The sequence below is a fragment of the Tateyamaria sp. ANG-S1 genome, assembly GCF_000814025.1.
GTDB lineage: Bacteria > Pseudomonadota > Alphaproteobacteria > Rhodobacterales > Rhodobacteraceae > Tateyamaria.
This window is the reverse complement of the sequence record NZ_JWLL01000003.1, coordinates 421,209-435,587: the sequence shown is the minus strand read 5'-3', so window position 1 is coordinate 435,587 and position 14,379 is coordinate 421,209. Positions and strand designations below refer to the sequence as shown.

Genomic DNA, 14,379 nt, shown 5'->3' with positions numbered 1-14,379 from the left:
AGATGATACATACGGCGAGAAGAAGCCAGAAACCTGTTACCCGGAGTTTTCCGATACTCTGCACCAAAATTACCCTTTGCTCTAGAGGTTTGCCGTTTGAATCCTTGGATTACTTAGAAGACAATAGTCACGCAAAGTGCAGCATTTGGGAAGTATGGTCTCGTTGCCGCGGGCATAGTAGAGGCAGCATCAGAGCTTGGTCATCACTGGTCCTTGCAGTGGACAGCCCAAACCGGACGTTGGTATTCGACGGTGCGATGGAACCCGAAGTTCGCTGCGCATGCGGAGTTACTGTGGACGGTCTGTGAAGCCAGACGATCCCTTGAGTTGTGCCAAAAAATACTGTTTGGAAGTTCAGATATTGTAGCGGTGGGCTATGTGATCATAATGGCCGAGCGCGACAGAAGCCATATCTGGAGGGCACTTCCTCATTGAGATGCGGCGAAGCCTCTCATTTGCATGAAACACCAAGGAAACTAGGAAACGAATGCTACTTGAAGAAATCGAAAAAGCGCAGCGGAATGTTCGTACCGACGCCTTTCAGATGTCCATTGGCGAGTTGGTGAACCTGTACGATGACGGTGACATAATAATCGCACCAGAATTCCAACGACTTTTTAGATGGGAAGTAGGCCAGAAGTCAAAACTGATCGAGTCTCTGCTGCTGGGTATCCCGCTGCCATCTATCTTCGTGTACGAGCTAGAAAACGGGCAGTGGGAGCTCGTAGATGGTCTGCAGAGGCTTTCATCAATTCTAGAGTTCATGGGCAAATTGAGGGACGAAAAAGGTGTGGCTTGCCCACCATCTGTCTTGGAAGCAACAAAGTACCTGCCGTCCCTACACAATGCAGTTTGGGAAAAAAGTGCAGCAATTGCTGACGTGGAGGAGAATGAACAAGTCGAACTTGATCGAAGCCTTCAACTGGCCATTAAGAGGTCTCGTATTGGAGTGGAAATCCTCAAGCGTCCGAGCGACAGCATGACGAAGTTTGACCTGTTTCAACGACTAAATGCTGGTGGGACGACCGCAAACGCCCAAGAAATCCGAAACTGCATAATTTTGATGGTCAATGCCGACTACTTTAGGGCGATCAAAGCCGCGGCGGAGACCCCCAAATTTCTTGCTGTAACGGGCTTGAACGAAGGCCAAACAGAAAAGCAGCGACACATCGAGATGGCGGTAAGACTACTGGTACACACGTTAGTAGATTACGACGGAATCCTAGACGTCGGTGAATACATAGACGAGGGTATCGTACAACTTGCTACGGAGGCCGATATTACCGGTGCCTCCACGACTATCAAAAGCACCATGGACCTTCTGCATGAAGCTGCGGGCGGGAATGCTCTTCGGCGCTTCCAAAATGGAGACTACTCAGGAAGAGTGGGACTAGTGGGCTTAGAAGCGATTGCTGTAGGTGTCGCAAAGAACCTTGCGGACATCGAGCAGCAGGCAGACCCAGTACAGTTCGTGCGCGACAAGTCTCAGGCATTTTGGGAGCAACCTGAAGTTGAAGGTTTCGTATCACCCGGCATGCGTGGAACAACGCGGATTCAAAAAACCGTGCCTTTTGGAAGCGAGTGGTTCAAGCCATGAGCAAACCGTATACCGCGGACGATTTCTCAAGTCTTGTAACCGCAGACAGGACTTGGCGTATCCGCGAGATATCGGATTTGAAGACTGCAATTCGAAGTGCCGATCAGAACTTAGGGAGAGTTCTGCTTAGGGCATTGGTCACAATTTCATATGCCCACTGGGAGGGGCATGTTAGAAATTCAGCAAAACTGTATTTAACGCATGTCGCGTTGCGTAAGCATCCATACGCAAGCCTCAACAACCAGTTTTTAAAAAATTACTTTTTGCCAAGGCTCGCGGCTCTATCGAAGAGCAAGGGAAGTATCGAGTCGAGGTGTAACCTTCTGGATGAGATCCTTGCATCTTCGAACAGGTCGTTCAGTAAAGTGAATGATGATCTGATCAACACTAAATCGAATCTAAACTCTGAGGTGCTGAAGGAGATTTGCTTGGTTTGCGACGTTTCTTACCAAGAATTCATTGAACACGAGGCCTTCATTGACGCAATGCTTCTGAAGAGACGAAATGCGATTGCCCATGGCGAAGACACCTTCATGGCGAAGGACGACTTAGATGAAGTCACAAATACAACCGTCGCTTTGATGCGAATGTTTGGGGACGCTTTGGACAACAAGGTTCAACTGAAAACCTATATGGCCGCGTGACTACGACCATCTGAAAAGCCGACCTCCACCGGAGCAGTGAGATGTATTGGCTAAAGGCGGCAACGGCCTTTCGCTAGACTTTGCAAAGTCCGCTTTCTGCGCGTTCCAGACGTTCGCTGATGACAGGGCATCAATGCTGGCACACCACCGCCAATGAACGGCTGCTTTTGGCTCAGCGAGGAGCGCCTTTCGCGGATGCAGCTAAAGTCCGCTTTCCGCCCGACCTGTAAATATGCCCAGGGTTCGAAGTGTTCGGTGCAGACAAATTTAGATTGCAAAGTCCTCGAGGCTTTTCCCTGAAGAAAGCCCTTCCTTGATCCAGCCTGGCTGACGCCCACGGCCCGACCAAGTCAGCGTTGGGTTTTCTGGGTGTGCATACTTGGGGGGGGCCTTGCTTGCTTTCGCGCCTCCGCTCCCGACAAGATCTTTCAACGTAAAGCCCAGCTCGGCTGCCTTGGCTTCAAGAGCTGCAAGTGCTTCCAGTTTCTTGCGTGCCTCGAAGGTTTCGATTGCTTTGCCAGCTTGCTTTTGAATGTCCTTCAGCTCGTCGAGAGACAACTTATCCCAGTTTATTTTGGCCATGCTAACTCCTATCCTAGACAGTGAGATCGCACAGCAGAGAAGTTGTCTCAATCACCAAGTTGTCTTCTCTTAAGACGCCCAGTTCTACGGGGACTGCGCTAGGCGAAATTCACAAGCGTCATATCCATGTATGACCTAAACATTTCTCTTGTCAGCCAAGTTAGCATCGTTCACTTTATGTTCCTTTTTGAACGAAAGGAAATTTATGAACTCAAAAGATACTCAAAACACAAAGAAGATGGACGCACCCGGACTGAAGCGGCCTCTCATGCTGGCCTACACAGTTAAAGCCGTCGGCGACGGGAAGAAGTCTATCTGGAGCAAGATCGGCGCGGCTTGGACCCACAATGATGGCCAAGGATATGAGATCCGCATGGACGCGCATCCGGTCGATGGCCGCATTGTTCTTCGGACGATTAGAGGCAACGGAGATGATCAAACCGGAGAGCTATTCGAACAATCACCCGCTTAGACGAGAAGCAGTGCTTTACTTTGAGGGCGAGCCATTGGTTCGCCCTTTTTTTGTGCACGTGTTGTCCGGAGGGGCACCACGTTTGGCGGAAGGTCTTATGGCTTCGCCCCCAGCGCAGGGCAAGCAAATTAGATCGAAGAGATCCTTGCTTTGACGGTTTCCCGGCGCACCGTGAGCCTCCGTCAAAGGCAGAGCATCTTTCGCCGATTTTGCTTCACCTTTGCACCCCCACTCTCGGCGAGGGCCAAGGGTTGCATGAGCAACCCATACCCAAAGAGAGGAAAAGACATGACACAGCACAACATTATCAATGGAGAGGCCTTGGAAACCCTAAAAGGCATTGAGGCCGGTACGATTGATCTGGTGGTTACCGATCCGCCTTACCTTTGCAATTATCAGGACCGGGACGGTCGGAAAGTCCGAAACGACGACAATGCGGCGGGCGTCTTGGGCGTGTTTTCAGAGCTGTTTCGTGTCCTACAGCAAGACAGCTACGCGGTTGTATTCTGCGGCTGGACTGCGATTGATCAATTCTCAAAAGCATGGGCGGATGCAGGCTTCAAAGTCGGGGGGCACTTGGTTTGGGGCAAGGACTATGTGTCGAATACAAAGCATGTTCAGTATCGCCATGAGAGTGCTTGGCTTCTGACCAAGGGCAACCCGCAACGGCAAGGAAAGGCGCTGCCTGATCTGCTTGATTGGACCTACAGCGGAAACCGTCACCACCCAACGCAGAAGGCGGTCGAAGTGATAGCGCCGCTGATCCGTAGCTTCTCGAAACCCGGGGATGTAGTTTTGGACCCGTTCTTAGGGTCAGGTACAACAGCAGTAGCCGCAGCTTTGTCGGGGCGCGTTGCAATCGGTGTGGAGCTGGAAGCTAAATACTGTGAGCTTGCCAAGAACCGGGTAAGCGGTGCCGAGCGATACCACGCGGCAAAAGGCGAACGCCAAGCCGCATAGGGTATTCCAAATCTACAATATGACCCGCTGCGCTGATAGCCGCAGAGGGTCTCACGGTGCGCTTTCCCGCGCCGCGCTCCCCGTGGTCGCGCGGCTGGCCAGGCTGGCTTGTTGCACAGCCTGAAAGATCCTTGCTTATTCAGGGAATAGCCGATCATTCAGAACCTGTCCAAACAACCAAGCTCTGGGCCCCACCTGTCGCAGCACTGACAGGGCCTTAGTCAAGAATTTACAAAGCAGTTTTCAGGAAGAACCGAGGACTTACAGATCTCACTATGTGCCTTAGTTCGCGTGGGTGAATAGCGTCTAAAGCGAACCTTCGCGCAACCTGCAGAGAAAGACCGCTTCGAGCCCTTTTCGACTGATGCTGCATGATGCACCAAGGTCCGCTTTGGCAGCGCTTGGGGCACTGGCCAAGGGTCCAGTTCGCGAGAAGATGCCGCAAGCCTACTGGTACAGAAGTTAGTCTCTGATACTCTCAGATCGAAGACTTAACACTATTAATAATTCTGTTCACTCCCGCTGCACTCAAGCGGGTGCCGGGGATGTGGATAAGCTGGCATTGACGCTCTCAGTGTGAACAGTTTTCGGGTATCGTGTTCATGAGCACGTTTTCGAGCATGGTTGAGGCAAAGTTCGCTGCCTCTCAGCTTCGCCTCTAACGCGAACTTTGCCAAGTGATCATTTGAGCCCGAAAAACTGATATGAGTGAAATGCGCCTCTATGACCCTGCCGGTAATCGCCTGTATCTGAACGCAGAAGAACGCACCGCTTTCTTAGCCGTTGAGCGCAAGAAACCCGCCCGTGACCGCGCATTGTGTGAGACATTGCACTTCACGGGCTGCCGTCCTTCCGAACTTCTGTAGATCACACCGGTACGAGTAGACCTCCCAGTCGGCACAATTGCAATCCGCAGCTTGAAGAAGCGCAAGGATGCAGCGGACAAGCAGAAAGTGGTCTTTCGCACGGTGCCGGTGCCGTCAGACTACCTAGACACGCTGAACACGGCCCACGGCATCCGAGAGGCGCAGAAGTCGAAACGGCAGGCCAGCGCACCGATTTGGGCGCTTGGACGGACGCGGGTCTGGCAGATCGTGAAGCGCATCATGATAGAGGCCGGGATACCGGATGCGCCGCACCGCAGTCCTAAGGGCTTGCGCCATGGCTTTGGGATCAATGCGAGCGTGAACGGTGTTCCTCTCAACATGCTGCAAAAGTGGATGGGCCATACGCAGCTCACAACGACGGCGATCTATGCGGACGCCGTTGGCAAGGAAGAGCAAGACATCGCGGCGCGGATGTGGGGGGAGGAGAGATGTATCTAACAAAGATCGCGCCCGAACTTACGCAGTTTCGGTTCTACCGGATGAGCATCTTGCGTGGCCCCTTTGCCAACTGGAGAATAGGGCGCGAATTTGGACGCATCGGTGACGGCGGTCAGTCATTTACAGATTGGTCTGACACGGAGAACGCTTCAAAGGACGCGCTTCTATTTGTGCATGCAGAAAACCAAGCGCGGGCGTACGTCAGACATGATCGCCGCCGACGGTATTTCTTGCGTGCTCAACGCCGCAATAAAGGTATCATGGGTTTGAAATCGTTTTAACCCTGCAATCACCCCCTTTTCCATCAGAATAAATTGTGCCAAGCACTCGCTGGAAAACATGCAACAAGCGAGGCATTTTCAATCTTGACCAAAGGAAAAGCAGTATTCAATCTGTGTTGCGGAGTTTTGTTGCTATGGTTCGGTTTTTATTGGTCTGAACCTGAGCAGGACAACTATTTGTCAAACTTTTGCGTTGCTTTCGGTTTCTTCCTGGGTTTCTTCCGAAGTGTGTTTCCATTCTTAGCTACTCTCGTTCTTAAGAGGCAGGGAGTACTAAAGAGTGGTTTAGATAACCAAGGTTTCCTGGGTCGCGTCAGGAGCTTATTTGTAATAAAGGACATTTAGTTGAGTGAAGTTGGTTTTTACGGGCAAATTGGCACGTTTGGGGGCGCAATTGGTTTCGATAGTGAGAACGGTGCGACAGTAAGTGGCTTCTTTAGTTTTTCGGCTGGCATTAGCTACGATGAATGGTCTTCGTATAGTGTGGGTGCCGGATATGAAGGGACGTCGCGGTACTTGGGGGGCGGTGTCCCAACTGGTGCTCCAACCCCTGTCGGAATCAATGTTCAGCGAAACTTGGATACAGGCGATGCGTTTGGAACATTTGGACTGAACCTAGGGCTCGGAAACAACATTGTGCAGGTCGGCGTATACGTCGAAGGGGACGCGCTTGGTACTGTGCCGGCACCTGCAGATTGGGTTAGCAATTCTACACCGGCCGGGATACTGGCCAATGTCCTGAACTCGCCTGGTATGACTGATGCACTACGGGACTATCCAATTGACTTAATAAACTCGAACTACACCGATCCATCGAACCCGCATAACCCCGAATATGGCTCTCCTGGAGGTGCGACGGGCCAACCCGGTCAAAATCCGGATGGCTACGGGTCTCCAGTGGGTGAACCACGCACAGGCGATGACGCTGATCAGGGTGGAGGTTCGCCGAGTAATCCGACTTCTTCCAACGATGGCGGTTCACCGTCAACAGGCGGCGAAGGCATAAATCCTGATACTGGCCACGACACTAGCTACGGCGATACAACCAGTGGAGAATTCGGTGACGCTCCAAATGATGGAGGATTTGACGGCCATGGAAATACTTCCGAGGGCGGTGAATTCGCTGGTTTTCCAATCGTCCTCGACCTTGACGGCGATGGAGTTGAGCTCACGTTCGGCCAGCAAACGTTTTTCGATTGGGACGACGACGGCTTCCTGGAACAAGGTTCATGGGCCTCATCAGACGACGGTTTTCTTGTTATTGACCTCAATACAGATGGCACGCGCGGTGCGGGCGATGGTGAAATTGATCAAGCGCGCGAGTTGGTCTGGTCTTTGTGGGGCGATGATGAAGACACAGACCTTCAAGCCTTACGCCGCGCCTTTGACGATAACGACGATGGCGTAATAAATGCGAACGACCAGATCTGGGGTGAACTCCGCATATGGCAGGATTTAGACCAGGATGGTGTGACGGACCGCGGGGAGTTGTTTGTCCTCGGTGGCGTAACCGCAACAGCCTGGTACGACGAGAATGGCGATGGCATTGAGCAGGCCAGTGAAGTCCATACGCTCGAAGAAGCAACGGCCACGGTTTGGAACGACCTGAACGGCGACGGCGAACGGCAAGACAATGAGCTGACGCAAGAGGTCATCACAGACATTAACCTGATCTACGACGATGGCTCGGACTATTCAGATACCGATGACGACATCACGGTCTTTGGCAACACGCTGCACGGGCTGGCGTCCTTTGTGACCACCAACGGCGCGGTCGAAGGTGGCCTGGGGGACGTCTCCTTGTCTTACAACAGCCTGGGATACCGCGAAGTTCAGACGGCCCTTGGTTACGCCATCGAGTTCGAAACCGGTGAGAGCTACCACTACGCCGTGGTCACGGACGACGGCCCGCAACACGTGAACCTCGACGCCTTGGCGCTTGATGGAGCGACCGGAGATGAGCGGGCCAACAATCTGAGTGCGTTTGGTCATACACGTTCGGTGCAGATCGCTGGCGGTGAGGGAAACGACACAATCCGGGGCGGTGAGAACGACGATATGCTGTCCGGAGACGATGGGGCGGATGTCATTGACGGCAATGACGGCAACGACCTGATTTTTGCGGATGCAGCGGATTTTGCAATGGGCGCGGTCTCAGGCGGAAACGGGTTCGACACGTTGATCGTGGTGGATCCAGACCGTCCCGAGACGCCGACCGACGCTTATGCAGCACCAGGCGTGAGCGTCAACTTGGCCGCGCATGCATTTGAAGTGGCCTATGGTGGAGAGGGCGACGATTTCTTCTCCGCTCAGGGTGCGACTGCAGGCACAGTTGGATTGACCGACAACGTCAATCTTTTTGGTGGAGAAGGCGACGACACGCTCCTTGGCGGTGTCTCAAGTGACCTTCTGAGCGGTGATGGTGGCCACGACTCAATCAATGGTTGGCATGGCGATGACGCCATCTTTGGTGGAGCTGGAAATGACGCTCTAAACGGTCAGTCTGGTGATGACACTCTGTTGGGAGGGGACGGTGCTGATGTTGTTCATGCCGGGGGCGGCGATGACCAAGTCTCTGGTGGTGACAGTGCGGACACGCTGCGTGGCAACGAAGGAGACGATACGCTTGATGGAGGTGCCGGAAACGACAGCCTGATTGGCGGCAATGGAGAAGACGTCATTCGGGGCGGTGAAGGCGACGATACAATTGGCGGGAACGATGGTGTCGGTGACGACATCATCTTTGGCGGCGAAGGCAACGACGTCATCTACAACTCTTCCGGGGATGACGTTTTCCACGGCGACGAAGGCGACGATGTTTTCTACCACGGCGGTCTGATAGATTATGACGTCTACTTCGGCGGTGGAGGCCACGACGTTCTGTACCTTACCGGCAGTCAGAGCCAGTACGTCGTGGAATGGACTGCGGCGTCAGGGTACAATCAGATCCAAGTGACAAGCCATCAGCTCGGAATCGAAATTGATACACGCGGTATAGAAGTATTTGTCTTTGATGATGGGTCAGAAATATACCACTTATCCGCGTCTTACGGCGATCAAGGGGCGGAGCATTACGTTGAACGCGCTACAACATCCAACAGTTCAAATATGTGGTCTGGCTGGCAGGACAACAATTATGTTCACGCGACAAACCTTGGCGACCATCGCTTCACGGGCTCGGGTGATGACTGGATCGACGCATATGGCGGTAACGACTGGATCCAGGCTGGACAGGGCAATGACACAATCATCGGTGATGATGGTGCGGATTGGCTCGAAGGCGCGTCCGGTCGTGATGTAATCGCGGGCGGTACCGGCAACGACACCCTTCTTGGCTTGTCCGGTGCTGACAGCATCTGGGGCGACGAAGGTGCAGATAGTATCCTCGGGGGCACTGGTTCAGATCAGTTGTCTGGTGGCGACGGCAATGACGTAATCAACGGTGACACCGGAGCCGACCGTATCTGGGGCGACGCTGGAAACGATACTATTCATGGCTTCACAGGATCAGACTTCCTGAGTGGTGACGCCGGTAACGACATCATTCTAGGCGAGACAGGTGATGACAACATCTTTGGTGGTGAAGGCCATGATATCGCGCATGGCGGCTATGGTGCCGACCAACTGACGGGTGGCGAAGGCAATGACCAGCTAAACGGCAACAGTGGGGATGATCGTCTCTTCGGTAATGATGGCGATGACGTCCTAAGAGGCGGCGAGCACTTTGACTTGTTGTCTGGAGGAACCGGTTCTGACACGTTGTACGGCGACGAGGGCGATGATTATCTGATCGGCAATGCATTCACCGCACCGCAGCTGAACCTGTATGTGCCGCCGACCATGCACGCGCAGGCCGATGACTACACGGCGCTCTTGTATTTGGCCTCCTATTCGGACCTCGTGGCAACGGATGCGGCCAGTGGCCGTTGGCACTATGCAAACTATGGCGCCGCCGAAGGTCGCACGATCTCGTTTGACGCGCTGTCCTACTTGGCCGCTAACAACGACATCATCCAAGTCGTCGGTATGAATCTTCAAGAGGCTGTCCGGCACTACCTGGTTTACGGTCAGCATGAGATCGCAGCAGAAAACCCTGGCAGGACCCTTTCATTCGATCCCGAGCAATACCTCCGCAACTACGCAGACCTTCGCGCAGCATTTGTGAACGACTATTCTGAAGCAACTCGACACTACATTGCGTACGGCTTCGCTGAGGGACGGATATGGCGAGAGCCAACAGAAGACGCTCTCACGGAAGACGGCTATCAAAGCTTTCTGCTAAACGTAGAAGACGGCAATGACGTCCTTTACGGCGGTGAAGGCCGTGATGTCCTTGAAGGTGGTGCCGGAGCCGACACAATTGATGGCGGTGGAGGCGTTTTGGATGTGGCCAGCTATGTTGCTTCAGATGCGGCTGTGGCCATTGACCTCACAAATGGTACAAACTCGGGCGGTCACGCTGAAGGTGATGTCATCACCAGCATCGAAATCCTGATCGGCTCACAGTTCGCTGACCGCCTGACCGGCAACGATATCGACAATACGCTGCAGGGTGGTGCAGGCGACGACACGCTGAACGGTGGCGGCGGTAATGATGACCTTTATGGCGATGGCGGCGACGACAGCATTCACGGTGGAGCTGGCGCTGATCGCATTTATGGCGATGACGGCGATGACAGGGTCTTTGCGGGTGACGGAAACGACAGGGTTGATGGCGGGGTAGGCAACGACACGATCATAGGTGGCAGCGGCGTCGACACGTTGAGTGGGGGTGCAGGCCAAGACACATTTGTGTTCCGTGCCCCAGGTGACGATGACGCACCTGTTTGGCGGGAACAGATCACCGACTTCGTGGCGGCTGACGACATCATTGAGTTCCAAAACACCACGGTGACAAGCTTTACAGAACTCACCATCTTCTACGAGGCCGGGAATGACATCACCATTGTGCGCTATGGGAATGAAGGTTCTTTGCAGCTGACCGGCGACCAGACGGGATTGCTTGGCGACGGCAACTTCCTGTTCAGCTAAGGCTGAAAAGTGGGGACGCTGCCGGCACATGTAGCGTCCCCATGATCGGGTATTTACAAAGGATGCTCGGAAATACTTTGGCAGCTAGCAGACCATTGCTGTGTTGCGATGCTCATGGTTATCGCAACAGCTACTGACTGTTGTGCTGGCATGTCAAAGCCCGCCAATGCGAGAAGTAGTATGTTCACGAACCATAAAGCCGACACTGGTGCAACCGCAGCGAAAGAGCGCTTTGTCCGCTCTTTGCCCGTCCGCCGGTGCGATGGCCAATGGCAGCATCGTTCGCATAGGGGTCATCACGTGATCAGCGACGCGGCCCAGGAATTTTGCGTTGCAATCTGGGAAAATGACTTGGCGAGCGACGTTCCGACCAAGCTGGTTGATCTGTTTCATTGATGTAAAGCTGTGCGCTTTCTCGGTGCCGCGTCATAGCCACGTAAGTCAGCGGTTCATCCATCGTTCTTGAAGCCAACACATAAGACCGATCCACGGTTGCGCCTTGGGATTTGTGGATGGTCACGGCATAGCCATGATCAAAGGCGCGATAGGTATTGGGATCGAAGCCAATGGAGCGGCTTTCCTCATGATCTAGCCTGACCGCTATTTCACTACGGTTTGCATTAGTCACAGTACCCAGCATGCCGTTCTTGACGCCAATGGCCCTGTCGTTGCGCGTGAACACGATCCTATCACCTTCGGCGAAGGCACGCGGGCCTGTTTCCGTCTCAAACAGGGCTTCAGGGTTCGACTGGTCGGCTGATCGGATCGCTGCCCTGATACCTTGGTTCAATGCAAAGACGTCCTTACGGCGGTGTGCGTAGGCAAGTCGCGAGCCGCTGTCTCCATTTATCTCAACATCGCTCACGTAGTCTTCGACCAAGGCTGCCAGAGTGGCTGCGCGCGATGACTGATGAGCGACGGAGCCTCGATTTTCATAGCTTTCAATCGCTTCACGCACACGTCCTTCGGCGAGATCGCGTGAGGCTTCGCGTTGCCACTGGTCGCGCTGACGATGGATTTCGGTGAGGCGGGCCGCACCGTGGGTTTGGATCAAGTGGCAGAAAGGACGCCCAGCTTCAATGGGTTGCAACTGGTCGGGATCACCGACGAGCACTAGCTTAGCACCGATGTCTCGCAATTTGTTGGCAAAGCGCATCATTTGACGGGTGCCAATCATGCCCGCTTCATCGACCACGAGCACATCGCCAGACGCAATCGGCTTACAACCGTTCTCCCAACTTGCCTCTAAAGACGCCAGCGTGCAGGAGTTGATGCCGGAGGCCGATTGCAGACCTTCAGCAGCCTTTCCTGCCAATGCTGCCCCATGGACGGTGACGCCTTGTTTCTCCCAGGCGGTTCGAGCGGTTCTCAGCATTGTGCTTTTTCCGGCCCCGGCCAACCCGACGACGCAGGCGAGTTGTTCTGGTCCAAGAATGTGATGCAGCGCCGCGCGTTGTTCTTCGCTCAATCGCCCGCCAAAGCTATTTTGCATCTGAGCATCCTGCGTGCTGATAGCCTGTGCGATATAAGCCCCATCCACAGCCGCACCACGTGAGGCAGACAGTGCAGCACAACTCATGTTCAAGCTGATTTCGGCAGCATGGTAATTCTTGGTGGTAACATCGCCGCTTTCGCCGAGCCGAAGCAGGTCGGGTGATGCCATGGCCGTGTCCACAGCCGCCCGCAGCGCCATCGGATCAGGAATGCGCTTCGACAATTCGCGCAGAATGTCGGTTCGTGTGAAGCGAGCTTTCTTGTGCGAGATGTGACCCAAGATCTGTGCCGGATCAGCGATCAACTGTTCGCGCGTGAAGGGGATATCGTCTGGTGGCAGGACGAGCTTCTGTTGAGGGTCGGGGCAGGTTGCGGTCTCAAATGACGCCAACAACTCCTTTAAAATGTCTGGCTGTGACCACTCCAGATCCAATGCGTTCCGTTCGGTTAAGTGCCGGTGGATCAGATTTTGCTGCTCTTGCCTGTCACGCGCCTCAGCGGTCTTGGCTTCTTTGTCGATCCCCTCAATCAACGCCTGATATCGACCCGTCAGCCGCGCCCATACAGCTTTCAAGCCCGTCGGTAGACGTTTCTGTCGTGCCTTTAGCTCGTTAGTTCTGCGGCTTTCATGTGCGGCCCGCTGCTGAATGCGTTCTGAACGCTGACGCTCGACCAGCGATTTCAGTCGACGCTCAAACTCAGGATCGCGCTTTGTCTCTTCTGGTGCTGACTTTCGTGCGTCCAGTCCGTCGAACGCAGCTTTCGCGTCATCAATGGACCACAGCGATTTCTCTGATCCTAATCTCGCCCGCAATTCCTTTGGTCTAACGCCGCACCAACGAGAGAGCGACCAAACTTTCCCCGAGGCATCAACGGCGACAAATCCTCGCCGGTCACCTCGTGCAAGCATGTAACCTTCTTCCCAGAGCGCTGCGGCAAAGGCTGCGCGAGAATCCGATTGTTCCCAGCATCGGCAGAACATAGCCTTCAGATCTTCCCGGTCGGCTTTAGCGCGTTTGGCTTGTCCAGCTTCTTGCCGGGAGTAGTTTTGTGGGTCACGCGCCTCATGATCGCGGAAGCCGTCTGGCATATCCCAATTATGGGTCAGATACAGCTCGCGCGAAATGTCCATGAGTTTGCGTTTATAGTGCGACAGCTTGATCGCTTTCATCTGGCACGCATCGATCCGTGACCACACGCAGTGGGCGTGACGGCGCCCCAGCTTTTCATGGAAGACGATAGCGCGGGGTTGACCGTTAAGACCCAGTTTCTTTTCGACCGATGCAATCGCTTGTTCAAATACCTCAACGGGCACTGCTGGTCCCGGCGGTGGATTGAGGGACAGCGAGAACAGGTACTTGTGGCATTGCGTGCCGCCCGAAATCGCTTCGGCCTCAGTGAAGGCCCCATGGAGGTCATCAGCAATGAAGCCTTCAACAGCATGGACAGTCACGTGATCATTGTCGCGCGGATTGAGCAGGTGCCGCGCTAACTCAGCTCCATGTCCGCGCTCATTGCCTTCAAGGATCATCCCTGTTTCCCGAGCGCCTGCATCAGCAGCGTACGGATTGATTGAACATGGCCATAGGCCTCAGCAATCTGCGCNNCGAGATAGTGGTGCGCTTCGCGGCGTTTTTCTGCGATCCGCTCATAGCGACGGTCCTCGTGTTCGCTTGCGCGGCGTGGACGCCGTTCGTGCTTTGCTCTTTGGACTTCCGATTGGCGGCGCTGCAGCTGCTTCGAACTCACTAAACCAACGAACAAGCTCCGGTTCCGCATTTATGACGGCACCCCAATCTTCCAACTCATCAAGCAGAGAAACGAGCGATGCAGGTTCTAGGTTCGTCTGGTCAACTGCACCATTTTCCAAACACCACAGACGATAATAAGTCGATTTTTATACCGGGTATGGCGGTCGTTCTCGTCGTGAACGGGCGGTGCATTTGATATTTCTCAAGTGCTCGGAGCCGCCTGGAAATGTCTATCAATAGCC

Annotated in this window: 9 protein-coding genes; 7 read left to right on the top strand and 2 right to left on the bottom strand. The window is 54.1% G+C overall.

The genetic code is table 11. The features are described from left to right. The first annotated feature begins 487 nt into the window (after positions 1-487). Together RA29_RS03945 and RA29_RS03940 are read left to right on the top strand one after the other, a co-directional pair. Positions 488-1,597, top strand: coding sequence for a DUF262 domain-containing protein (locus RA29_RS03945; protein ID WP_039683098.1), 1,110 nt, complete (start codon positions 488-490; stop codon positions 1,595-1,597). Next, entirely contained in the window at positions 1,594-2,241 is a 648-nt protein-coding gene (locus tag RA29_RS03940) for an MAE_28990/MAE_18760 family HEPN-like nuclease (RefSeq protein ID WP_039683096.1), read from the top strand. The genes RA29_RS03945 and RA29_RS03940 overlap by 4 nt, the downstream gene beginning before the upstream one ends. 267 nt (positions 2,242-2,508) lie before the next feature. Here RA29_RS03940 and RA29_RS03935 read toward each other — a convergent pair whose 3' ends face one another. Beyond that, on the bottom strand, positions 2,509-2,823 hold the full coding sequence (locus tag RA29_RS03935) for an H-NS histone family protein (protein ID WP_039683094.1): 315 nt from the start codon (positions 2,821-2,823) through the stop codon (positions 2,509-2,511). Between the two features lie 238 nt (positions 2,824-3,061). Between RA29_RS03935 and RA29_RS03930 the strand changes: the two genes are divergently transcribed. The 5 genes from RA29_RS03930 to RA29_RS22715 all read left to right on the top strand — a co-directional run bounded on the left by RA29_RS03930 (position 3,062) and on the right by RA29_RS22715 (position 10,892). Further along, complete coding sequence (locus RA29_RS03930; RefSeq protein WP_052249496.1) at positions 3,062-3,295, top strand: hypothetical protein; 234 nt, start codon at positions 3,062-3,064, stop codon at positions 3,293-3,295. Between the two features lie 288 nt (positions 3,296-3,583). Then, the gene (locus RA29_RS03925) at positions 3,584-4,255 is read left to right on the top strand and encodes a DNA methyltransferase (protein ID WP_039683090.1); all 672 of its coding nucleotides are present in this window, start codon (positions 3,584-3,586) and stop codon (positions 4,253-4,255) included. An 866-nt stretch (positions 4,256-5,121) separates the two neighbouring features. After that, a complete protein-coding gene (locus RA29_RS03920; RefSeq protein ID WP_275041501.1) occupies positions 5,122-5,580 on the top strand; it encodes a tyrosine-type recombinase/integrase in 459 nt (152 codons plus the stop codon). Beyond that, a complete protein-coding gene (locus RA29_RS22310; RefSeq protein ID WP_082029424.1) occupies positions 5,571-5,861 on the top strand; it encodes a WGR domain-containing protein in 291 nt (96 codons plus the stop codon). Before RA29_RS03920 ends, RA29_RS22310 begins: the two co-directional genes overlap by 10 nt. 753 nt (positions 5,862-6,614) lie before the next feature. Further along, positions 6,615-10,892, top strand: a complete 4,278-nt coding sequence (locus RA29_RS22715; protein WP_152612914.1) for a calcium-binding protein — start codon at positions 6,615-6,617, stop codon at positions 10,890-10,892. A gap of 304 nt (positions 10,893-11,196) precedes the next feature. Here the strand turns inward: RA29_RS22715 and RA29_RS21720 are convergent, their stop codons facing one another. Further along, positions 11,197-13,917, bottom strand: a complete 2,721-nt coding sequence (locus RA29_RS21720; protein ID WP_052249454.1) for an AAA family ATPase — start codon at positions 13,915-13,917, stop codon at positions 11,197-11,199. Positions 13,918-14,379: the final 462 nt, after the last annotated feature.